22 protein-coding genes are annotated in these 21,195 nt (G+C 66.6%); 6 read left to right on the plus strand and 16 right to left on the minus strand.

The window, feature by feature from the left end:
• Positions 1–12 precede the first annotated feature (12 nt).
• From M0R89_RS18405 to M0R89_RS18420, 4 genes are all read right to left on the minus strand, one after another.
• On the minus strand, positions 13–1,059 hold the full coding sequence (locus M0R89_RS18405; protein ID WP_248652540.1) for a glutathione S-transferase family protein: 1,047 nt from the start codon (positions 1,057–1,059) through the stop codon (positions 13–15).
• Positions 1,060–1,140: 81 nt separating this feature from the next.
• Positions 1,141–1,488, minus strand: coding sequence for a DUF8070 family membrane protein (locus M0R89_RS18410; protein ID WP_248652541.1), 348 nt, complete (start codon positions 1,486–1,488; stop codon positions 1,141–1,143).
• Positions 1,489–1,591: 103 nt separating this feature from the next.
• Entirely contained in the window at positions 1,592–2,311 is a 720-nt protein-coding gene (locus M0R89_RS18415) for a helix-turn-helix domain-containing protein (RefSeq protein ID WP_248652542.1), read from the minus strand.
• A gap of 37 nt (positions 2,312–2,348) precedes the next feature.
• Positions 2,349–2,507: a hypothetical protein gene (locus M0R89_RS18420; protein WP_248652543.1), complete on the minus strand. Its 159-nt coding sequence runs from the start codon at positions 2,505–2,507 to the stop codon at positions 2,349–2,351.
• A 269-nt stretch (positions 2,508–2,776) separates the two neighbouring features.
• Between M0R89_RS18420 and ctaD the strand changes: the two genes are divergently transcribed.
• Positions 2,777–4,510, plus strand: coding sequence for a cytochrome c oxidase subunit I (gene ctaD / locus M0R89_RS18425; RefSeq protein WP_248652702.1), 1,734 nt, complete (start codon positions 2,777–2,779; stop codon positions 4,508–4,510).
• 63 nt (positions 4,511–4,573) lie between these two features.
• Here ctaD and M0R89_RS18430 read toward each other — a convergent pair whose 3' ends face one another.
• From M0R89_RS18430 to M0R89_RS18450, 5 genes are all read right to left on the minus strand, one after another.
• A complete protein-coding gene (locus tag M0R89_RS18430) occupies positions 4,574–5,002 on the minus strand; it encodes a CopG family ribbon-helix-helix protein (RefSeq protein ID WP_248652544.1) in 429 nt (142 codons plus the stop codon).
• A 104-nt stretch (positions 5,003–5,106) separates the two neighbouring features.
• A complete protein-coding gene (locus M0R89_RS18435) occupies positions 5,107–6,168 on the minus strand; it encodes a DUF7972 family membrane protein (protein WP_248652545.1) in 1,062 nt (353 codons plus the stop codon).
• Between the two features lie 58 nt (positions 6,169–6,226).
• Positions 6,227–9,781 carry a PKD domain-containing protein gene (locus tag M0R89_RS18440; RefSeq protein WP_248652546.1) on the minus strand — a complete coding sequence of 1,185 codons (3,555 nt, stop codon included), beginning with the start codon at positions 9,779–9,781 and terminating at the stop codon, positions 6,227–6,229.
• Positions 9,782–10,163: 382 nt separating this feature from the next.
• A complete protein-coding gene (locus tag M0R89_RS18445; RefSeq protein WP_248652547.1) occupies positions 10,164–10,760 on the minus strand; it encodes a right-handed parallel beta-helix repeat-containing protein in 597 nt (198 codons plus the stop codon).
• 168 nt (positions 10,761–10,928) lie between these two features.
• Positions 10,929–11,072, minus strand: coding sequence for a hypothetical protein (locus M0R89_RS18450; protein WP_248652548.1), 144 nt, complete (start codon positions 11,070–11,072; stop codon positions 10,929–10,931).
• A gap of 145 nt (positions 11,073–11,217) precedes the next feature.
• Here M0R89_RS18450 and M0R89_RS18455 point away from each other — a divergent pair, with 145 nt between their 5' ends.
• From M0R89_RS18455 to M0R89_RS18465, 3 genes are all read left to right on the plus strand, one after another.
• Positions 11,218–13,245 carry a DEAD/DEAH box helicase gene (locus M0R89_RS18455; RefSeq protein ID WP_438267692.1) on the plus strand — a complete coding sequence of 676 codons (2,028 nt, stop codon included), beginning with the start codon at positions 11,218–11,220 and terminating at the stop codon, positions 13,243–13,245.
• Positions 13,246–13,305: 60 nt separating this feature from the next.
• Positions 13,306–14,364 carry a right-handed parallel beta-helix repeat-containing protein gene (locus tag M0R89_RS18460; RefSeq protein ID WP_248652549.1) on the plus strand — a complete coding sequence of 353 codons (1,059 nt, stop codon included), beginning with the start codon at positions 13,306–13,308 and terminating at the stop codon, positions 14,362–14,364.
• Positions 14,365–14,545: 181 nt separating this feature from the next.
• The gene (locus M0R89_RS18465) at positions 14,546–14,866 is read left to right on the plus strand and encodes a tRNA-binding protein (protein ID WP_248652550.1); all 321 of its coding nucleotides are present in this window, start codon (positions 14,546–14,548) and stop codon (positions 14,864–14,866) included.
• Between the two features lie 28 nt (positions 14,867–14,894).
• On the opposite strand, the gene M0R89_RS18470 is transcribed toward M0R89_RS18465, so the two are convergent.
• From M0R89_RS18470 to M0R89_RS18490, 5 genes are all read right to left on the minus strand, one after another.
• Positions 14,895–16,097, minus strand: coding sequence for a glycoside hydrolase 5 family protein (locus M0R89_RS18470; protein ID WP_248652551.1), 1,203 nt, complete (start codon positions 16,095–16,097; stop codon positions 14,895–14,897).
• 108 nt (positions 16,098–16,205) lie between these two features.
• Complete coding sequence (locus M0R89_RS18475) at positions 16,206–16,526, minus strand: hypothetical protein (protein WP_248652552.1); 321 nt, start codon at positions 16,524–16,526, stop codon at positions 16,206–16,208.
• Positions 16,527–16,716: 190 nt separating this feature from the next.
• Positions 16,717–17,025 carry a hypothetical protein gene (locus M0R89_RS18480; protein ID WP_248652553.1) on the minus strand — a complete coding sequence of 103 codons (309 nt, stop codon included), beginning with the start codon at positions 17,023–17,025 and terminating at the stop codon, positions 16,717–16,719.
• A gap of 72 nt (positions 17,026–17,097) precedes the next feature.
• Positions 17,098–17,463 carry a hypothetical protein gene (locus M0R89_RS18485; protein WP_248652554.1) on the minus strand — a complete coding sequence of 122 codons (366 nt, stop codon included), beginning with the start codon at positions 17,461–17,463 and terminating at the stop codon, positions 17,098–17,100.
• Between the two features lie 311 nt (positions 17,464–17,774).
• A complete protein-coding gene (locus M0R89_RS18490) occupies positions 17,775–17,954 on the minus strand; it encodes a hypothetical protein (RefSeq protein ID WP_248652555.1) in 180 nt (59 codons plus the stop codon).
• 177 nt (positions 17,955–18,131) lie between these two features.
• On the opposite strand from M0R89_RS18490, the gene M0R89_RS18495 reads away from it, so the two are divergent.
• Both M0R89_RS18495 and M0R89_RS18500 read left to right on the plus strand, forming a co-directional pair.
• Positions 18,132–18,572, plus strand: coding sequence for a hypothetical protein (locus M0R89_RS18495; RefSeq protein ID WP_248652556.1), 441 nt, complete (start codon positions 18,132–18,134; stop codon positions 18,570–18,572).
• 8 nt (positions 18,573–18,580) lie between these two features.
• Positions 18,581–18,874: a DUF7410 domain-containing protein gene (locus M0R89_RS18500; protein WP_248652557.1), complete on the plus strand. Its 294-nt coding sequence runs from the start codon at positions 18,581–18,583 to the stop codon at positions 18,872–18,874.
• A 24-nt stretch (positions 18,875–18,898) separates the two neighbouring features.
• Here the strand turns inward: M0R89_RS18500 and M0R89_RS18505 are convergent, their stop codons facing one another.
• Positions 18,899–19,900 (minus strand): DUF7972 family membrane protein, encoded by a 1,002-nt coding sequence (locus tag M0R89_RS18505; protein ID WP_248652558.1) that lies wholly within the window; start codon positions 19,898–19,900, stop codon positions 18,899–18,901.
• Between the two features lie 58 nt (positions 19,901–19,958).
• Positions 19,959–21,161 (minus strand): outer membrane protein assembly factor BamB family protein, encoded by a 1,203-nt coding sequence (locus M0R89_RS18510; protein ID WP_248652559.1) that lies wholly within the window; start codon positions 21,159–21,161, stop codon positions 19,959–19,961.
• Positions 21,162–21,195 lie beyond the last annotated feature (34 nt).

Raw genomic sequence — 21,195 nt, forward strand, 5'->3', positions numbered from 1 at the left:
GCCGGGACTCGATTACCGGGGCGACGCGACGAGTTCCTCCGGCGGGCCGCCCGGCAGTTCGTCTCGGTCGTGGGGTAGTTCGAAGTCGATGGCCGGACCCTTCGGCACGATGCGCTTGGGGTTGAGGTCGGCGTGACTCCGGTAGTAGTGTTCCTTGATGTGGCTCATGTTCACGGTCTGGGCGACGCCCGGCGTCTGGTAGAGGTCCCGGAGGTAGGGCCAGAGGTTCTCGTAGTCGGAAATCTGGCGGACGTTGCACTTGAAGTGGGTGTGGTACACCGCGTCGAACCGGACCAGCGTGGTGAACATCGCAACGTCGGCCTCCGTGAGTCGGTCGCCACAGAGGTACCGCCGGTCGTCCAGCAGGTCGTCGTAACGGTCGAGCGCGTCGAACAGTTCCGTGACTGCCTCGTCGTACGCCTCTTGGGTGCCCGCGAACCCGGCGCGGTAGACGCCGTTGTTGATGGGGTCGTAGATGTCCTCGATGGTCTCGTCGACCTCGTCGCGGTAGCCCTCGGGGTAGAGGGTCACGTCGTGCTTGGCCACCGCGTCAAACGCGGTATCGAGCATCCGCATTATCTCCTCGGACTCGTTGTTCACGATGGTCTCGCGTTCGGTGTCCCACAGCACGGGCACCGTGACCCGGCCCGTGAAGTCGGGGTCGGCCGCGACGTAGGTCTCCCGGAGGTAGTCGAAGCCGTTGACGCGGTCCTCCGTACACCCCTCTTTCTCGGGACTGAACTCCCACCCGTCGTTCTCGCGGTAGGGGTCCACGACCGAGACCGAGATGGCGTCCTCCAAGCCCTTGAGCGCGCGGATGACGAGCGTCCTGTGGGCCCACGGGCAGGCCAGCGAGACGTAGAGGTGGTAGCGCCCGGCCTCGGCCGGGAACTCGGTGTCGTCTCGGAGTTCGCCTCGCTCCCCGCCCGAACGCTCTGAGTCGCCCCGCGACTCGCCGACCCAGTTCCGGAAACTGGTCTCCTGTCGGTCGAAGTTCCCCTCCTCGTCGGTGGATTCGTAGGCGCCGGTCCGCCACTCGCCGTCCACGAGCATGTTCATGACGCTTCGGAATAGGTCTCGAAGCGCAAAAGGACCACTGCTCGCGGCAGTCGCGGCCCGAATCGGAGTTCGCCGACTCGCTCAGCGGAGGTGCGACGAAAACGCGACGAGGACGACGACGCTCCACGTCACCAGACCGACGCCGTAGAACAGAAGTCGCACACGTCCCGAGACGCCCGAACCCGACCCCGGCCAGATTCCCATGTCGTCCACCATCGCGCCGAGTCCCGCGTTCTCCGCGAAGGCGCTCCCCGAGGCGCTGACCTGCCCGGCGGTTCCGCCGCCGAGCGCGATACAGAGGACGCCCGCCCCGGCGAGTGCCAGCACGAGCGCACCCGACCGCGTGAGTGCGGACGCTCCGCCGACCGTGAGGAGTCCCAGAAGTCCGGCGTCCAGCGCCAGCGGTCTCAATAATCTCCGATAACTCATGTTCAATCCCCGACTGTCTGGCTCCGACTTATCAACCTTCGGTATTCGAGCGTCTACCGCCGAATCGCCGCGTTCCGAAGTCCGTACAGCGTCGGCAAACGCGCTACCGCTCCCCTCCCACGAAACTCTGGGCCAGTTCCGCCTCCGCCCGCCGGAGTCGATACGAGAGCGTCGAGCGCGGCAGGTCGAGTTCCTCGGCCAGTTCCGCCACGGTAATCTCGCGGGGCGTCTCGTAGTAGCCTCGCTCCACCGCGGCCGCCATCGCCTCGTAATGGGTGTAGGGGAGCGCGGGCCGCCCGCTGTAGGCCGAGAGCCACGCCGACTCGTCGGTCACTTGCCGCAGGTCGAACCGGACGCCCGCGCCCGCCGCGGTTCGAATCACGTCCGAGAGTTCCCCGAGGTTGGCGTCGCTCGGCATCAGGACGTGCCACTCGTAGCGCGGGCCGTGGCGCTCCGTGGCGAAGAGGACGCCGGGACCCAGATACTCCAGCGCGAGGTGGGGTATCGACCGGCACCCCTCCGTCCGGGTCCACCCGGTGAACAGGATTCGCGTGGAGGGGTCCCGGTGGAGCGCCTCGACTCGGAGGTCCCGGCCGCAGCCGTCCGCCCCGAAGCAGTCGGCGGCGTGGCCCGACTCGGCGTAGGCCGCCTCGGCGCGCTCCAGTGCCTCCGTCGGGCCGGTCAGGCGGTCCACCCGCCAGCAGTGGTCCGGTACGACCGCACAGGCCAGCGAGTGTCCGTAGAGGTCCGAGTGGGCGCGAAACGCGTCCGCGACCGGGTCGGCGCCGCCCTCGTACTCCAGCGCGAACGAAAAGGCGCGCATACTCTCCGTTCGGCGCGCGCCAAGTTAGGAGTGGGTGCTACTCGTCTTCGTCCCTGCGCTCGATGGTCAACTTGCGGCCGTTCTCCCGGCCGCGTTCGAGGACGAGTCCGGCCGATTCTCGCTTTCTCGCGTCGACCGTCTGCTCGAACCGGCAGTCCGAGCAGACGACGGTCACGAGGTGTTCGGCGTCAGTCATCGGCGTTCCGCTTCGGACTGGAATCTGCCGTCCCGGTCGCGCCGACGTGACCGACCGCCACACGGGTCCGCGGTCGGTTCGCGCCGACTCTGGTCGCAACGAAGACCTGTCCGTCGGCGTCGGCGGAGGAATCGCCGGACGACAGCCCGGTTTTCCCCGATCCGACGCTCCGCCGAGGCGAGTTGGCGCACGCCAAGCGAGAAGACACGTATCTCTCGGCCTTGTCTTGGAGTATGGTCGAAGCAGGGCAACTCGTACTCACCGCCATCATGGGCGTAGTGTTGTTCGCCGTCGCCGCGTACATACTCCGAATCGAAGACTGGCGGTCGTACACGCCGCTGACGGGGGGCGGTGGCGGTGCCTACCGCGAGGGTGCAGAGACGACTCACGCGGAGAAACCCGGCGGACTAGCCCGCTGGTTGACGACTGTAGACCACAAGGACATCGGTATCCTCTACGGTATCTACGGCCTCACCGCGTTCGCGTGGGGCGGTATCAACATCATCCTGATGCGGACCGAACTCATGACGCCGGACTCCGTCATCATCGGGGCGAACTTCTACAACTCGCTGCTGACCTCTCACGGTATCACGATGCTGTTCCTCTTCGGGACGCCGATTCTCGCGGCGTTCGGTAACTACTTCATTCCGCTGCTCATCGGCGCGGACGACATGGCGTTCCCACGAATCAACGCCATCGCGTTCTGGTTGCTGCCGCCCGGCGCGCTCCTCATCTGGTCCGGGTTCTTCTTCGCACCGCTGGGAATCGGCATCGAACCGTCTCAGACGGCGTGGACGATGTACACGCCGCTGTCGGTCGAACAGACCAACCCCGGCGTGGACCTGATGCTGCTCGGCCTCCACTTGACCGGCGTCTCGGCGACGATGGGTGCGATAAACTTCATCGCGACCATCTTCACCGAGCGCGGCGAGGAGGTGGGGTGGGAGCGCCTCGACATCTTCTCGTGGACGATGCTCACTCAGTCGGGACTCATCCTGTTCTCGTTCCCGCTGCTGGGGAGCGCACTGGTCATGCTCCTGCTCGACCGTAACTTCGGCACGATGTTCTTCGCCGTCGAAGGCGGCGGACCGCTGCTCTGGCAGCACCTGTTCTGGTTCTTCGGCCACCCCGAGGTGTACATCCTCGTGTTGCCGCCGATGGGACTGGTCAGCCTCATCTTACCTAGATTCGCGGGCCGGAAGCTGTTCGGGTTCAAATTCGTCGTCTACTCGACGCTGGCCATCGGCGTCCTCTCCTTCGGTGTGTGGGCCCACCACATGTTCTCCACCGGCATCGACCCCCGGATTCGCGGGAGTTTCATGGCGGTGTCGCTGGCAATCGCCATCCCGAGTGCGGTCAAGACGTTCAACTGGATTACCACGATGTGGAACGGGAGACTCCGGTTGACCACGCCGATGCTGTTCTCTATCGGTTTCGTCCAGAACTTCATCATCGGGGGCGTCACCGGCGTCTTCCTCGCGTCGATTCCGGTCGACCTCGTGCTGCACGACACCTACTACGTGGTCGGGCACTTCCACTTCATCGTGATGGGTGCCATCGCCGTCGCCGGATTCGCGGGCATCTACTACTGGTTCCCGCTGTTCACCGGTCGGATGTACCAGCGCACTCTCGGCAAGTGGCACTTCTGGCTCACCATGATCGGGACGAACATGGTGTTCTTCTCCCTGCTCATCCTCGGCTACGGCGGGATGCCCCGGCGCTACGCCACCTACCTCCCGAAGTTTCAGGACCTCCACGTCGTCGCCGGAATCGGGACGTTCGTCCTCGCGTTCGCCCAACTCATCTTCGTCTGGAACATCGTGACCTCGTGGATGGAGGGCCGCCGCGTCGAGAGCGGCGACCCGTGGGACCTCGAAGAGGACGGCCTGAAGACCAAGGAGTGGGCGTGGTTCGAGCGCAAGCGCGAGACGGCCCTCACCGACGGCGGCGACGAGGGCGTCACCGACGGCGGGGGAGATCCGACCGCCGACGCCGACTCGTAGTCCGACGACCGAGCAAACCCCCCAGTCGGGTCGCAGACGCGTCCGGCGGCGACGGGTCGCGTCTCACTCGCCGCCAGCGAACGGCCCGACCTCGTCCACCGGAATCACCGAGTAATCGACCGTGAGGGTGTCCTGCGTGGCCCGAATCTTCCCGACGAACGTCGAGATGTCTTCGAGACCGCCTTCGAGGATGAACAGTTCCATGCAGTAGTGGTCGCCGACGTGGTTGTGAACGTTCGAGGTCACGAGGCCGTCGTACTCGTGGCGCAGTTCCATCATGCGCTGCTCGACGCCCGAGTTCTCGTAGTTGAACAGCACCGTGACGACGCCCATCAGGTCGCGGTCTTCGAGTTTCTTGTCCTCGAACTCGCCGAGCAGGTTGCGTCCGGCCTCCCGGAACACCTCGCTCCGACCGGTGTAGCCGTGTTCGTCGGCGAACTCGTCGATGCGCTCCAGCAGTTCGTCCGGCATCGAGATACTGACGACTGTCACGTATTAACCGAGCCACCGGAAAATAATAGCTGTTAGCATTCGAGGCGGGTTTCGGGCCGTCGAGTTGTTAACTCCGGCGGTAGCGCCCGAAAAGTGGTCCTCCTTCATTTCTCCTGTCTTGGCGTGGTGAACGGAATCGTCGCCGCGGTACGCTCCGTCACCGTCGCCGTCCGGACGATGAACGCCACGAGGAGCGCCAAGGGAAGCAAGGCGATGGTCACCGTTATCGGTAACAACACGGCCGAGTACTGGGTCAGTCCGGTCCCCGCCCGGGCCGTGAGCCCGAGCAAGACGAGTATCGAGACCAGTTCCGCGGGGAGTCCGGCGTAGAGCAGGACCCGCGACAGCGACGAGAGTTCCTCCTGCAGGTAGAGCGACTTGAAGTACTGGCGCGCCACGTCCACCTTCTGGAGGTGGTCGACCAGATTGTCGAGCGCGGTCATCACGGACTCCGGCAGGTCGTCGCCGTGGCGCGACCGAATCTTCCGAACCCGGTGTATCTCTTGGGCGTAGTTGGTGGTCAGCGTCGTCGACAGCACGTCGAACGTGTCCGCGTCCGAATCCCCGAGACGGTCGAGAACGTCGTCCGCGTGGTCGGTCAGCGACTCCACCACCTCGTCTATCTCCGAGCGCACGTCCTCGCCGACCGGGCCGAACGTCATCCCGCCGATTCGCTGGGTCTCCCGCCGGGTGTTCTGGAAGAGGAGTTCGAGGAACTTCAGCGGCGTCACCGGCGCGACTTCGCCCGCGTGCTCCTCCACCTCACGGCGGTAGTCGATGACGCTCTGCATCTCCGACTCCAACTCGCCCGGCGAGTTGAACTCCCGGCCGAGCAGCAACTGATTGATGGAGACGACGACCGTTATCAACGTGAGGTTGCCGCTGATCAGTCCGCCGAACACGTAGTAAACCGGCTGAGGCCGCTCCATCGGAACCCACCCGAGAGCCTCGACCGAGACGAGTACGATAGCTACAATCACCAACAAGCTGGCGGCGATAAGCAGTCGTTGCCCGTCGAGGAGCACCCACTCTCTGAGTCGGTTCTTCTTCGCGGCCAGTCTCGAACCGCCGCCGGACCCCTCCGAACTGTCCGACGTTACCGCGTCGTTCGTCGTCGCGCCGCTAGACGTTCTCGTTCCGTCGCTCGATTCCGTCGCTTCGCTCACTCGACGTGATACGGCGAGAGAACGGAAAACAGTAGTTGCCGCGGGCTCTCGCGCTCCGTCAGCCTCGACGCCGCGCCAGCAGCGCGGCCGCGAGGAGCGCGACCAGCGCCGTGCCGACGCCGAATCCGGGGACGCCGGGCGCGGCGTTACCGAGACCGTTGTCGTCGGCCTTCGAGACGCCGAGTTTAGCCGTCTGGCCGTTCACGTCCACCGTGTAGTTGCCCGCGGCGTCCACGCGCCGGACGAAGGTGACTTCCTTCGTCTCGCCCGCGGGAACGCGAACGGACTTGTTGGCTATCTCCTCGCCGAACATCGTCAGCGCGACCGCCTGCTCGCCGGGTTGACCGCCGGTGTTTTCGACGGTCGCGGTGATCTCGACTCGCTCGCCCGCCGAGATGGACGAGGTGTTCAGCGCCACGTCCGTCACCGCCGTCTCGGCCGGGAGCGTCTCCACGACGGTCAGGTTCCCCGTCGAGACGCCGCCGACCGTCGCCTCGTAGGTGCCGGGCGACGGCGCGGTTCCGGTCAGGGTCAGGTCCCTCGTCTCGCCCGGGGGCACCTCGACTCGCTTCGATGCCAGCGCGCTCCCGTCGACCGTGAGGTTGACCGTCGCGCTCCGGGCCGCGGTTCCGGTATTCCGGACGGTCACGTTCGCCGTCACCTCGTCGCCGGTCGCCACGGTGTCGGCCGAGAGTCCGGTCTCCGTGACCGACAGCGGCCGGTTCGCGCCGACCGCGAGCGTACCGAGCGAGTCGGTCTTCACTTTCACCCGGTAGCCGTCGGCGGTCGACTCCGAAACAGTCGCGTCGAGCTTTCGCCATTCGCCGTCGTACTGGTAGACTGCGACGTCCTCACCCGAGGCGAGTGCGCCGAGCGCGGACTGCTCGACGGTGAATTCTACAGACGCGTTCGCGACCCCGTCCTCGAAGTACTTCGCGTCGAGGCCGAGGTACGCCAGCGACTCGTCGGTCGCGGTCAGCGCCGGAGTGCTCTCGGGCGCGTCGGCGCTCACCGCGGTCTGGAAGACGACGTGTGCGTCGTCCCCGGTGGGTTCGACCGTCAGGTGCTCGAAGCGCACGCCGGTCTCGTTGGCGACCGCGCTGGCCGGGATGTCGGCCTCCACCGTCCGGCCCTCCTGGGCCTGCCGCACGTCGATGGCCGCGGTGTTCGCGCCGGTCCGCTTCGTCTCGGTCAGAATCGGCGGCGGGCCGAATCCACCGCCGCCTCCGCCGCCACCGCCGCCTCCTCCGCCGGAGACGGCCTTCTTCTTTGGCTTGACCTCGATTCGGGTCGTCGCGTTGTCGGTGTTGCCGTCGTCGTCCACGACCGTCACCGAGGCGGTGTACGTGTCGGAACTGCCGTAGGTGTGGGTCGCGGTCCGGTTCTCGCTCGTCGTGTTCGCGTCGATCGTCCCGTCGCCGTCGAAGTCCCAGCGGAACTCAGTGATGCTCCCTGTGTCCGTCGAGTTACTCGCGTCGAAGGTCACGGACTTGCCTACCCGCGTCTGGTCGGTCGCCGAGAGCGCGGCGCTCGGCTTGCCGGTGACGCTGATGGCTATCTCGCCGGTCGAGTTCCGGTGGCCCGCCGCGTCGGTCACGACGAGTTCGACCGTCGCGGACCCCTGCCGGTCGAATCCGCCGAAACTGACGGTCTGGCCCGTCGCCGTACCGACTCTACTGCCATCGCTCCGTCGGAATATCCACTCGTAGGTCAGCGGCGTACTACGGTCGCTCGCCGAGGCGCTGACATCGAGGGTGCCGCTGACCGACACCTCGTCGCCCTCCTCGACGCTGACCGAGTCGATGGTCGGCGTCGTCGCGTTCGTGACCGTGACGGTGAGATTCGCCGTGTCCGTCCGACCGTGGCTGTCCGTGACGGTCAGCGTCGCGTTCTTCGTACCGGACGAGTCGTAGGTCCACGCCACGTTCTGGCCGGTCTCCTCGGGACCGGACCCGCCTCTGAGGTCCCACTCGTAGCTCTCGATGACGCCGTTACCGTCGCTGCTCTCGTTCGCGCTGAACGTCACCGGCGCGCCCGCTTCGACTTCCGTCGGAGTCGCCGAGGCTCTGGCCTGCGGGTCGTCGGGTTCGACGACTTGCACCGTCTTCGTGACGTTGGCGGTGTTACCGATTCGGTCGGTGACGGTCAGCGTCACGGTCTTCTCGCCCGCCGAGGAGAAACTCCGTCGGGCGGTGTCGCCGTTCGCCGCCGTCCCGTTCAGGTTCCACTCGTACTGCGAGATTTCGACGTTGTCCGAACTCGCCGACCCGTTGAAGGTGACCCGTTCTCCGACGACGTGGCTCCCGCCGTCGCCCTCGCTGGTCACGCTGAAGTCGGCGCTCGGCGCTCGGTCCGGTCTCACCTCGACCGTCGTGGACGCCGACACCGACCGTCCGTCGGCGACCATCGTCACGCTCACCTGCGCGGTGGTGGAGCTATTGTAGGTGTGCGGGACCTCTCGCGTCGAGGTGTTGGCGTCGATTTGGCCGTCGCCGTCGAAGTCCCAGCGGTACTCGTTCGCACCCTCGCCGGCGGTGAACGTCACGCTCTCGCCCGCCTCTATCGGGTTCGAACTCGCGCTGAGGCTGGCTTCGAGGTTCTGGCAGTTCGCGCCGCGCTCGATGACGACCGGCTGACCCATCTGGAGGTCCTTCATCTCGCCGCTCGTGTTATCGTGGCCGGCGTTGTTGCGCACGGCCCACTTCTGAATGTCGCCGGTGAACGAGGCGTCGATGGTGACGCTCTCGCCCTGCTCTAAGTTCTGGAACCCGCGGTACGCCCCGCCGTCGGTTCCGTTAGTACCCCAGACCCAGTCGATGTCGAAGTAGCCGCCGCTGAACTCGCTCAGGGGTTGGGACTCGTATTGGGCCTGCCGGTGGCCGTAGCGGACGTTCCCGTCGGTGTAGTAGTCGTCCAGTCCCTGCGGGTACATGTCGTCGATGTACGCCCACTCGCCGCTCGGCAGGTTATCGAACGTCCACTCGGCCGTGCCGCCGCCGGGAGCAGGTTCGAGGAACCCGTCTCCGGGGCCGTGTTCTCCGTTGTACGGATTGTGCGAGGAGGTGCCGGTCTCCTCGTACAGTTTGTCGTGGCGGACGACGAGGCTCACCTCGCCGTCGGCGTTCTCGTAGAACCAGAGGTGGCTGTGGCCGTCGTGCGACCAGTTGTACTTCCCGTAGGTGGCGTACTCCCAGCCCTCCATGATGTACTGGTCGTTGAGGTACGGCGCGTAGTACTCCGTCTGACCCTTCCACGCCCGTTCGGGCCCGGGGTCGGTGTCGTTCCGGTAGCGGTAGTCCATCTGGGACTCGATGGACTCGAAGCCGTTCCAGTCGGGGTTCTCGAAGTCCCCGTACACGTCGGACTCGGGCGGTCCCTCGTAGTACTCCTGCTCTCGCAACTCGACTTCGGGGACCATCTTCGGGTGGTCGTAGGAGTACGGACTCACTTCGTAGCAGACCGGCGTCCCGGGCTGTCGTACCGTGTAGACCGGTCCGTCGCCGTGGTCCGCCCGTGCCGTTCCGACCAGTCCGACGATGCTCGCGGGGAGCACCGACGTGACCAACAACATCGCAAGCGTGATACTCAGTATCGTGGTTTTATCGGCGTTCATCTCACTGCTACCGGTCCGTATTCGCGTATTTCCCTTTGTTATGGACTCTCTGGGCGGTTCTCTGGGGAATGCTACGTGTCGACAGGATGTCCTTTCTGACGTGACAGGTTCCGTGTACTGCCGCGTAGGCGACGATTACGGAGCGAGTCGAGCAGGTATCGACGCGAGCGAGAAGGACGATTCGGGACCGCTACCGTCGGTTGCTCCGACTGTCGAATCGAGCGACGGTCGGTCGGGGCCACTCGGTCCGGACTTCACCAGTCCGGAGCCCGGCGGACTGGACTCCACTAGACCGGGTTCCATCAGACCCCATCTGCGCCGCGGGTGCGACGCCGCCAGCACGCCGGGCGGTCCGGTCGGCGGGAGAGCTCGAAAATTTGGGTCAGTTCTCGCGCTGAATCCTGATGTCGTTGTCCGAGATGTCGTTGCCCGAGAGATTCACGTCCGCGCCCGTGGTCGAGACGCCCACGAGGTTGTCCGTGATGGTGCTGTTCTCGATAGTGGCCCCGTCGGCGTCCTCCACGCGGACGCCGTAGGCGTTCGAGTAGGACTTCACGTTCCGAACCGTCGCCGAACCGCCGGTCACGAGGATACCCGAGTGCCAGTCGTCCACCGCGACGTTCCGAATCGTCACGTCCTTCGCGTCGACGACGGCGATGCCCTTGGTGTGGCTCACGCCCCGGCCGTCGATGAGGTGTCCGTTACCGTCGAAGGTCACGCCGTCCGCGGTAATCTCGATGCAGGCCTTCGAGATGGCGGTCTTCCCGCCGTTCTCGATTTTCTTGGACAGGACGTAGGTGCCGGGTTCGTCGATGGTCGTGCAGGAATCGACGGTCCGCTGTGCCGCGTCGGTCGAACTCGGTGCGTCGAACGCGCTCGCGCCGGGTACCGCCGCGCCCGCGAAGGCGACGTTCGCGCCCGCGGCGACGGCGAGCGCGGCGACGAGGACGCCGAACCGGCGAACGTCTCGGAGAGTCACGCTCTCGGCAACGGGAGACGAGTAGTTATACCCACGGTGCAGTTCGACCGCTAACCCGCGCGAACGAAACGGTAAGCGCGGGCTAATCGCTGGGGGTTCGCCGCGAGCGTGTCCTTTGCTCGCGGGGAACTCGTTCGTCGTCCGCCGGTCTCTCCGTCGGTGTCGCGGTCAGCGTCCGTCGGTTCGGCACTCCTCGCAGACGGCCACCTCCGCCGAAATCGGCGCCTCGTCGGGACCGACCGGTAGAACCGTTATCGGAACGTACTCTCGGCAGTACGCACAGCGTTCGATGGCCGTAATGTGCGTGTCCATGTGGCTTTCCTCAAACCCCCACTACTCAAATGTTACTCCGGCTGTCAACCTACAGAAATAAATCTTGTGGCCACGTGTTGGAAAAACAACGACAGAATTCAGCCGAACGCAAGCCGTTTGTTCGTCGGTCCCGTATCGCCGACCAGTGACCGACGCAGACGACGAGACCGACGAACTCGATTCGGGAACCGAGGGCGCTGCCGCGCGACGGGAGTCCGACGACGCCAGCGACACCGGTACCGACGAAACCAGTACCGACGATATCAGCGACACCGATACTGACGACACCAGCACCGACGACGCCGAACCGGTGGACGGGGACGACTCGGCAGACGCAGACGACTCGACGGATACGAACGACCCGGTGGACGTGGAGGACTTCCACGACGCCGTCGAGCAGTACGGCCGGCCGGTCGTCACCGCCGAGGAGGTGGCCCGCGCGCTCGACCGTTCGCAGGCCGAGACTGACGGCGCGCTGGCGGGTCTCGCGGAGGGCGAGGGCGTCGAGCGGCTCGACGTGTCGAACGACCCCGTGGTCTGGTATCCGACCGACTGGGGGAAACTCGCCGACCGCGAGCGCGTGGTCGTCTTTCCGAAGCGCCGCGAACTGGTCGTGGACCAACCGACCCAGTTCACGCGGGCGCAACTCTCGCAGTTCGCTCACCTCGTGGACACCACGCGCGACGGCGGCTACATGTACGAGATTCGCCAAGAGGACGTGTGGGCCGCGCCGTTCGACGACTTCGAGAGTCTGCTCGGCACCGTCCGGGACGTGCTCCCCGAGCGGTCGCCCCACCTCGAAGAGTGGATAGAGGGCCAGTGGAAGCGCGCTCGCCAGTTCGTCCTCCGGACCGACGAGGAGGACGGCTACGTCGTCCTCGAAGCCGCGAGCGAGGACCTGATGGGCAACGTCGCGCGCCAGAAACTCGACGCGGGCCAGTTGCGCGCGCCCCTCTCGGACACCGAGAGTTGGGTCGCCGAGGAGTCGGTCGCCGAGGTCAAGCGCGTCCTCTACGAGGCCGGGTATCCGGTCCGCGACGAACGCGACCTCGAAACCGGCGAGGAACTCGACGTCCAACTCAAACTCCGCCTCCGCGACTACCAGCAGGAGTGGGTCGACCAGTTCGTGGCGACCAAGTCGGGCGTCCTCGTCGGTCCGCCGGGGAGCGGCAAGACCGTGGCCGGGATGGGCGCGATAGAGGCGGTCGGCGGCGAGACCCTGATTCTGGTGCCGGGCCGGGAACTCGCCAGTCAGTGGCACGACGAACTGCTCGCGCACACGACGCTCTCGCCCGACCAAATCGGCGAGTACCACGGCGGCGCGAAGGACGTGCGCCCCGTCACGATTGCGACCTACCAGACCGCCGGGATGGACCGCCACCGTCAGCTATTCGACCAGCGCGAGTGGGGCCTCATCGTCTACGACGAGGTCCACCACGTGCCGTCGAAGGTGTTCCGCCGGTCGGCGGACCTCCAGAGCAAGCACCGCCTCGGCCTCTCGGCCACGCCGGTCCGCGAGGACGACAAGGAGGAGGAGATATTCACGCTCATCGGCCCGCCCATCGGCACCGACTGGGACGCGCTGTTCGAGGCCGGCTACGTCCAAGAACCCGAGGTACAGATTCGCTACGTGCCGTGGGACGACGAGACCTACCGCCACGAGTACGGGAGCGCGGAGGGACACGAGAAGCGCCAACTCGCCGCGAGCAACCCCGCGAAACTCGACGAGATTCGCCACCTGCGCGCCGAGTACCCCCACGCCAAGACCCTGATATTCGTGGAGTACCTCGACCAAGGCGACCGACTGGCCGAGGCGCTCAACGTCCCGTTCATCTCGGGCGAGATGCGCCACGCCCGGCGCGAGCATCTGCTTCAGGAGTTCAAGTCGGGCGAGCGCGACACCTTGGTCGTCTCGCGGGTCGGCGACGAGGGCATCGACCTGCCCGACGCCGAACTCGCCATCGTGGCCTCCGGACTCGGCGGTTCCCGGCGGCAGGGCGCACAGCGCGCGGGCCGGACGATGCGACCGACCGGCAACTCCCGCATGTTCGTCCTCGCCACGCGGGGGACGACCGAGGAGGACTTCGCGCGCCGTCGCATGCAACACCTCTCGGCGAAGGGCGTCCGCGTGACCGAACAGAGCGCGCAAGCGGTCGAGGACCGGCGGCCGTAACTCCGCTTACCGGCTCGTACCGACCGAATAACGAGGTAGCCGGAAGCCGATTCGGTTCCCGTGTCTCGTGCGCTCGTCGTCGGAATCGCGCTCTTACTCGCTTCGACTCCGGCCGCGCCGAGCGTCGCCGACGCCGCCCAGTCCGAACCCGCCACTATCGACTCCTGTGAGACCATCGACGAACCGGGCCGGTACGCGCTCGCGGCGGACCTCCGGAACGTCTCGGCCGGCCAGTGCATCTCGATTCGGGCGAGCGACGTGACTCTCCTCGGTCGGGGTCACCTCGTGGACGGCCGCGGTGCGTTCGGCTCTGCCGGAGTTTCGGTCGGCGCGTGGGACCGCCCCGTCTCGAACGTCACGGTCCGAAATCTCACGGTCGCCGAGTGGGACGACGCCGTACGCCTGACCGCGGCCGACCGGGGTCGCCTCGCGGACGTGACCGCGACCCGTAGCCGCGTCGGGGTGCGACTCTACGGCGCGAGCCGAAATCGCCTCGCCGACGTGCGCGCGACCGACAACGCGGTCCACGGCGTCTCGCTACTCGACGACAGCGACGGGAACCGAGCGAGCGACGTCACCGCCGCCAGAAACGCGCTGTTCGGCGTCCACCTCGGCGCGGACTCGTCGAGGAACCGCGTCGAGAACGTCACGGCGCGTGCCAACGAGTACGGCGTCACCGTGGTCGGTGCGGACGACAACCGCATCGTCGGTGGCCGCGCTGTGGGCAACCGCATCGCTGGGGTCTGGCTCTCGGCCGCCGACGGCAATTCGGTCGCGGACCTCCGACTCGACAACCGGTTCTACGGCGCGTTCTTGGCCGACGGCGCGGCGAACAACTCGCTTCTGGGAAATCGCGCTATCGGGAACCCAGTCGGGTTCCGCCTCCGGAACAGCGACGGGAACCGATTGCGGGACAACACCGCCCGACGTAACCGCGACGGATTTCTACTCATCGAGAGCGACCGGAACGCCGTCGTCGGGAATCGCATCGTGGGCAACCGCCGGGGCGTCTCGCTGCTGGCCTCGGACGACAATCGCGTCGAGGGGAACGACTTCCGGCGCAACCGGCGGACCTTCGTGGTCGCGCGAGGGAGCGAGAACAACAGTGTTCCGGAGTGAGACTGTCCCGTCCGGATAGAAACCTATATCGTTGTCTTAGCACGCTACGAAGTCTTTTAGCGAATGTATATATTGCCGGACTCCGAGCGTCACCAGTCGCTCTCGTCCGTTCCGGAGACGGACACGACTCTCCGCGCGCCGAAACTCGACGTTTAAGTCACGCGGCCTTCTACCACGTGGCATGCCAGACCTGTTCGAGACGACGTTCCGCGTCGGCGAAGTCCTCGACGCCGAGGCGTTCCCCGAGACGAACAAACCCGAGATGGCGAAGCTGCGAATCGACCTCGGCGACGAGGAGGTCCAGTCGGTCGCTCAGACCGGGTACAACTACGACCCCGCCGACCTCGTGGGTCGGCAGGTCCTCTGCGCGACGAACCTCGGGTCGGTGCGCATCGCGGGCGAGAAGTCGGAGGTGCTGACCGTCGGGGTCCCGGACGAGGAGGGCCACCCGGTCCTCGTCGGACCCGACGAGGACGTGCCGTTGGGCGGCGAGTTGTACTGACTCCCGCGCTGAGAGAACGAGTCGGTCGCTACTCGCTCCCGAAGGCGTGTTTCTTGACCTTCGCCGCCCACTGGGGCCACTCGCGCCGCTGCTCTACGTCTATCTGCGCGTCGCCCGACATCGCCTTGATGGCCTTCGCGTCGGCCCTGTTCCAGACCGCGCCGTCCTCGTGGAACAGGCCGTTGATGATGCCGCGCTTGCGCATGTACCGGACGTAGGCGGGTTTCACCATCAGCGACCAGAAGAAGTTGCCGACGCCGTGCTGGTGGATGACCGGCGCGATGGAGGCGTAGTCGGGTTGCCACTGTTCGACCGTCTCGTTGCTGCCCCACCCGTAGTTGGCGATGCGCTGCCACTCGGTCAGGTAGACCGGCATGTCGAGGTCCTCGCTGAGTTGGACCGCGTTCGGGAGAAGGTCGTGGTAAACGTCCTCGTTACTCGGGAAGTTGTAGTGGAACTGGAGCAGGTCCGCGCCCCAGTCTACGTAGTCGGCGTTGTTGGCGAGACTGGTCGACCCGACCGTCAGCGGGACCGACCCCCGATTCTTCGCCATCGTCTCGAACATCCCGCCGGCGAAGTTCTTCATGTCGGCGAGCCACCCCGGTTCGTTCATCGCCTCGATGGCCAGCAGGCGGTCGTCGTCCTTCCAGCGGTCCATGAACCACCGGACGAACTCCCGCGGTTTGTCCCACTTCGACTCGTTCTGGACCACGTCGCTGGCCGGCGACTGGACCGGCGGCGCGGTCAGCGGGTCGGTGTCGTGGAGGTTCTTCTCGGTCGGTTCCTTCCCGACGCTCTCGAACAGACCGAACAGCACCTCTATGCCGCGGTCGTCGGCGGTGGTCAGGAAGTGTTCGATGGACTGCTCCAGTTTTCGGGAGTCCTCCAGCCACTGCTCGTAACTGACCCACGTCCGGACCGCGTTGAGGTTCACCTGCTCGGCGTAACCGAGGTCGCGTTCGATGACGCTCTCGTCGTACCCGTGCCACATCTGGAACGTGTTCCACGCGCGGGAGGGGACGTAGAGGGCACCGCGAACGTCGACCGGTTCGACGTTGGACTGGGCCATCTCCTCGGGGGTGGTCTCGGTCGCGGTGGGGGTCGTTGACGGGGGTGCGTCGCGCTGGTCGCCGCTACTGCGCTGTCGCTGGGAGTCCGTCGGGGCGGCGCAGCCTGCAATCCCCGCAATTCCCGCTACCGAACTGGCTCGTAAGAACCTCCGACGATTCATTGGACCGATTCACGACACCGCCTTGTGTAAAAGTGTACCTACGTTGTGCGATAAGTCGGGCCTGAGAAACTGTGTAACGCGGTGTTTCTGTGAGTTCGCCAATAGACGCTATCTCGCTCCTCGGAGGACGATTTCAGCGTCGCATTCGGGGCAGACGTCTCTGCTGGCGTCGAACTCGGTCTCGCAGAACGAGCAGAGATGTTCGTCGGGGCCCGCGGATGCGCTCGCGTCTGTCTCGTCACCCGATTCGCCGTCGGAGGGGGAGTCGTCCGTCGCGGTGGTCGACCGCTTCACGGGTCGGGTGTCGCCGGAAGCGCCGTCGGCGGGTCCGGAGTGGTCGTCGTTCGTGCGCTCGTCGCCGCCTCGTAGTTCGCTCGTGATATCCTTGAGCAGGTCCATGCCATCGGGTTCTCTGGACCACGTTTCCATTGTTATGGCCTCCCTTATCCGCCGTAAGCGCCACCTTCGGCGGGTTTGGCACTGCCTATACGGTCGTCCGTTCCGCGAAACGGTCCATACGCGAGCGGCGGCGTCGGCGAAACGGAGACGACGCGAGCGGTTAGCGCCCGAAATGGGAGACGGCCCGAGTTCGATTTCGGATGGGTCAGCGAGGACCGGTTTACGCCAGTCGGTCGAGCGTCAGGGCGGCGCGGCGGGCCGCGTACAGCGCCAGCAGGGGGAGCGTACGGGCCGCGGCGACGACCGCCGCGGCGGCCGCGAGCAGGGCGAGGGGGTTCGCGGGCAGGCTACCCAACAGGACCGCGAGCGCGACAGTGGCGGCCGTCGCGCCCGCGGCGAAGGTCGCTATCGCTGCGCCCGCGACCACCGCGCGGGCGGCGTAGTCGCCCGCGGCGTCGCGGGTTCGAGTCGCCGTCGTCCGGAGGGTCGTTCTCGTCGGCAGTTTCGCCGTGTAGTTCGTGTATCGCATCGGTCTGAGTCGGGTGAGTGTCGGTCGTGAACGGTGCGTGTCGCTTCGTCGCTCTCTCCGTTGGACTCCGCGCTACGCCGAGCGGTCGGTCTCGACGGCCGAGACCGCGCGGACGCCGAACTGGTCGGCGACCGCCTCGCGGACGGCGTCGCGTTCGTCGTCCACGGTCTCCTCGACGTGGACTCGGAGTCGAACCGAGGCGTCCACGCGGAGGTCGTTGAGCGTCGGGGTGACGCCCGAGATGTCGACGACTTCGGTGCGGTCGACCGCGGCGTTGCGGTCGAGGACGGTCGCGATGCCGTCCTGCAGGGTGCCGTCGCCGCCGCGCGGGACGTGAACTTCGAGGTCTGCTGTCGCGTCGATGACGAGTGCGTTCATTGTCGTGTGGTCGTGGTCGGTGTGGTCGTCTGCTGTGCGGTCGTTCGTGCGGTCGCGCAATCGCGGTGAGCGTCGCGCGTTCTGCGGTCGGAGCGGTTCGGCCGGCGGTCCCGATTCGGGGCGCGGTCCGCCCCGCGGACGCGAGACGGACGGCTCTGGGCGGAGATGTCTCTCCGAGTCGGGTGCCGACGCGCGGAGACGTGCCGGGCTACCGAGTCGGTGCGCCGGAGAAGGACGTGGCCGAACGGACCACGCTCCCGACGCACGGCGCTCGCTTCCGAGTCGTAGCGTCGAGAGGAAGCGAGCCGACCCGGCGTTTCGGTCGGCGCGACCTCGGAGGCCGATTCCTCGGGGGTCGCGTCCGGAACGCCTTACGCGGTCGGGGTGGTCCGTTCGAGGCGATAGGTAATCTCGCCCACGTCGCCCACCTTCCCGGCGCGCTCGCGCATCGCCGGAGTCTTCCCGGCGAAGCCGTCGAGCGCCGGGGCGCCGGAGCCCACGTTTTCGGCGTCGCTACCGAAAACGCGTGCCCGGAGTGGTGGACAGACCATGGGTGAATCACCTCGCGCGCCCAGTCGTCTGGGCGGCCGAAGTAATGCTTGCTATTATCGGTTATCTATTAAAACTGACTGAACTATGTTGTCAATTGTCATGGTGTCGGTGCCGGAGTCACACCCGGAGTCAACTTTTATGCTTGATACTGTCTAACAAGAACGTACGAGCCGACAATGATGGCCGAAACAGCCTATCTGGCGAGCGCGTTCGTGACCGGGGCGCTCCTGCTCGCGGTCTGGGCGCTCGTGGCCCGGACGGAGGACTGGCGGAGCTACGACCCCGCGCCCGCCGAGGACGGACGCGGTCGGAGGCGGTCGGACGACGCCGAGGAACCGGTCGCGGCGTGGGCGGCGGGGTTCTTCCTGCTGGTGCTGGTCGTCGCCGGCGGCGCGGTCCTGCTGGTCAGCGACCCGGCGTTCGCCGCCGCGGTCGGCGACTGGGTCGCGCTCGCCGCCGCGTTCGGCGCGCTCCTCCTCGGATTCCTCGTCTGGGGGACGTACAGTTCCGCGCGCTTCCGGGGTCTTCAGAGCGCGCAGGCCGCGCTCCTGAGCGCGTGGGTGTTCGGGTCGCTGTTCGTCGCGGTCGTCGCGGCGAAACTCGTCCTCGCGGGGTGACGCCGGGGATGACCGCGACCGTTCCGGAGTCGGACGTGCGCGTCCCCGACGGCGAGACGCCCGTCCGGTGCCCGCACTGCCAGCGCCCGTTCCGGACCGAGCGTCTGCGTGCGCTCCACGTCGGCGATTTTCACGGCGGGGACTGCACCGACGGCCAGCGCGAGGCCTACGACGACGCCCTCGAAGCGGAGCGCGAGGACCTGTTCGTCTACCACCTGAAGGTCGTCGCCGGTCTCGTGGCGGTCTACGCCTTCTTCTTCCTGACGTACCTCGCGGTGTCGATGATGCAGGTTCCGGGGTGAGCGTCGGTTCCGGACCGCGTCTCGTCACCGACGCGCGTTGCCGTCCGACTCGAACTTCGACGCTTCGACGAACGGTCCGAACGCGGCGGTCCGGCGCGCGATGGTCGCCACTCGGAGGATGTACGCCGCGAGGACCGCGAGCGGTACCAGCGAGGTGACGACTATCGCCGCGGCGACCCCGACCAGCACTGGCTTCGAGAGCGTCAGCCACGCGACGTCCCGGTACGTGAAGATGCCGACCGCGGCCACCGCTATCGACGGGATACCGGTGTAAATGAGGAGCCGTGACAACCGGGCCAGTTGCCGCTCGACCACCACCGTCTTGAGGTACTGCCGGCCCGCGTCGATTTCGGTGAACAGTTCCTCTACCCGGTACAGTTTCGCGGACGTCTCGTCCCGGAGCTCCGCGCCGAACTCGTCTCTCACGCGCCGCGTCTCGTAGAACTGCACGGAATCGTCGTACGCGAGTACCGTCAACAGCGTTTTGAGCATGGTGTCTCCGTCTTCGGTCAACTCGTCGCTCGTCCGCTCGGCCTCCGCGACCACCGAACGGACGTACGCTTCGACTTCGTCGGGAACCTCGCCGTCGGACTCCCACTCGTTTCGGAACGCTCTCCCCGTCTCCGCCACGGCGTCGAGGAGCGTCCGGAAGAACTCGGCGGCCCGCGGTGAACTGACCTCCGTCTCCGTCCGGCGCTCGACGCGCTCCCGGAACTCGACGACCGCTCGCCGGCGCTCGTAGAGGTCCTCTATCGACCCGAACTCGTGCGAGAGGACGATCTGGTTGACCCCCACCGATATCGGAACGAGCGTCAGTAGCCCGTTGACCGTGCCGTTGAGGAACCAGAGAACCCGACTCGGCGTCGTCACCGTGGCGAGGTCGAGGAGACCGGCCGCGACGAACGGAACGGCGACGACGGCGAGCAGCACGACCGTCACTGCCGTCCTGCGGCCGGTCAAGAGGAACCACCGTCTCGCGCCGCCGGCTTCGCGACTCGTAATCGTCCCGCGGTCCGTCTCGCTCATCGACTCACACCCAACACGCCGCGGCATTTCAAGATTTGCGCGGACGCGGGCCGGACGCCTACGCCGGGTCGAAGACGTACAAGTTGTCGTCGCCGTCCTGTCGCTTCGTGACCGTCAGGAGCGCGCCGTCGGCGACCGTGAGGCCGCCGACCGGCGTTCCGGGGAGTTCGCGCTTCCACGCTCGCTCCGGTTCACCGCCGAGGAGTTTACCGCCCTTACCGAGGGGATACGCGGCCAGATAGCCGCCGTTCGAGTCGCCGTCGTACTCCCCGCCGACGTAGAATCGGTCGCCCGCCGCCGCGGGACCGGCGACGTATTTTCCGGACCGGGACCAGCGAGGGTCGCCGTCGCTGGCGTTCAACGAGGTGAGCGTCGAGAGGTTGGTCCCGACTACGTCGGTCTTCGCGGCCACGAAATCGTTCGCGGTGAATTCGGCGCGCCAGCGGTTCGACCCGGCGTGCGCGCCGTTCCTGAGCTTGTAGACGTAATCGCCGAACACCGAGACGACGACCGACCCGCCGTCCACGACCGCGACGTCCTGCACGCCGCCCGCGACGCGGCGTCCCCACAGCGGGTAGAACGCTTCGCCGTCTTGGTAGAACTCGTAGACGTGGCCGCCCTTCGTGCCGACGACGACGGTAGAGCGTCCCGCGCAGAGCGACGCGACCGGTCCCAGCACGTTGCGGGTCTTCGCTACCGACCCGTCGAGTCCGAGGACGCAGACGCGTCCGGTCGCGTCTCCGGCGTAGAGGCGGTCTCCCGTGTGACTCGGGAGGACTGCGGCTTTCACCGGACCGCGGGTTTCGACCGACCACTCGGCCTTGCCGGTCGCTGCGTCGAGTGCCCAGAGGCCGCGCTCGTCGCCCGCGCCGACGTAGACGGTCCCGTCGCGGACGGTCGGCGGCGCGGTCCACGAGTGGTCGGACGCCGAAAACGACCAGAGTTTCTCGCCGGAGTCGAGGTCCAGCGCGACGAGGTTCTCCATCGTGGACGCGAAGACGCGGCCGTCGGCGACGACCGGTCGGCCCCTCGGCCACGGAATCGTCGCGCTCCAGCGCTTCGAGACGCCGTTTCGGGGAGCGGCGGCGTCCCGACTGTACGCGGTCGAGTACCGGTCGTAGTCGGGATATCGCCACTCGGTCGTCTCGGCGGTTCCGGGCGAGAACGCCGACTCAGAGTATCGGAGTTCGGCGCACCCGCCGACGGTTCCGGTGCACCCCGCGGCGAGTCCGGCGAGGAACCGGCGTCGAGAGGAGGGCATGGCCGAACGATTACGCCACCGACACAAAATCGTT

Origin of the sequence: Halorussus limi, assembly GCF_023238205.1 — an archaeon.
GTDB classification, from domain to species: Archaea; Halobacteriota; Halobacteria; order Halobacteriales; family Haladaptataceae; genus Halorussus; species Halorussus limi.

Coding starts and splice junctions, on each gene's coding strand:
- M0R89_RS18405 (WP_248652540.1), bottom strand. CDS start 1,059: ATGAACATGCTCGTGGACGGCGAGTGGCGGACCGGCGCCTACGAATCC.
- M0R89_RS18410 (WP_248652541.1), bottom strand. CDS start 1,488: ATGAGTTATCGGAGATTATTGAGACCGCTGGCGCTGGACGCCGGACTT.
- M0R89_RS18415 (WP_248652542.1), bottom strand. CDS start 2,311: ATGCGCGCCTTTTCGTTCGCGCTGGAGTACGAGGGCGGCGCCGACCCG.
- M0R89_RS18420 (WP_248652543.1), bottom strand. CDS start 2,507: ATGACTGACGCCGAACACCTCGTGACCGTCGTCTGCTCGGACTGCCGG.
- ctaD (WP_248652702.1), top strand. CDS start 2,777: ATGGGCGTAGTGTTGTTCGCCGTCGCCGCGTACATACTCCGAATCGAA.
- M0R89_RS18440 (WP_248652546.1), bottom strand. CDS start 9,781: ATGAACGCCGATAAAACCACGATACTGAGTATCACGCTTGCGATGTTG.
- M0R89_RS18450 (WP_248652548.1), bottom strand. CDS start 11,072: ATGGACACGCACATTACGGCCATCGAACGCTGTGCGTACTGCCGAGAG.
- M0R89_RS18465 (WP_248652550.1), top strand. CDS start 14,546: ATGCCAGACCTGTTCGAGACGACGTTCCGCGTCGGCGAAGTCCTCGAC.
- M0R89_RS18470 (WP_248652551.1), bottom strand. CDS start 16,097: ATGAATCGTCGGAGGTTCTTACGAGCCAGTTCGGTAGCGGGAATTGCG.
- M0R89_RS18475 (WP_248652552.1), bottom strand. CDS start 16,526: ATGGAAACGTGGTCCAGAGAACCCGATGGCATGGACCTGCTCAAGGAT.
- M0R89_RS18480 (WP_248652553.1), bottom strand. CDS start 17,025: ATGCGATACACGAACTACACGGCGAAACTGCCGACGAGAACGACCCTC.
- M0R89_RS18490 (WP_248652555.1), bottom strand. CDS start 17,954: ATGGTCTGTCCACCACTCCGGGCACGCGTTTTCGGTAGCGACGCCGAA.
- M0R89_RS18495 (WP_248652556.1), top strand. CDS start 18,132: ATGATGGCCGAAACAGCCTATCTGGCGAGCGCGTTCGTGACCGGGGCG.
- M0R89_RS18500 (WP_248652557.1), top strand. CDS start 18,581: ATGACCGCGACCGTTCCGGAGTCGGACGTGCGCGTCCCCGACGGCGAG.
- M0R89_RS18505 (WP_248652558.1), bottom strand. CDS start 19,900: ATGAGCGAGACGGACCGCGGGACGATTACGAGTCGCGAAGCCGGCGGC.
- M0R89_RS18510 (WP_248652559.1), bottom strand. CDS start 21,161: ATGCCCTCCTCTCGACGCCGGTTCCTCGCCGGACTCGCCGCGGGGTGC.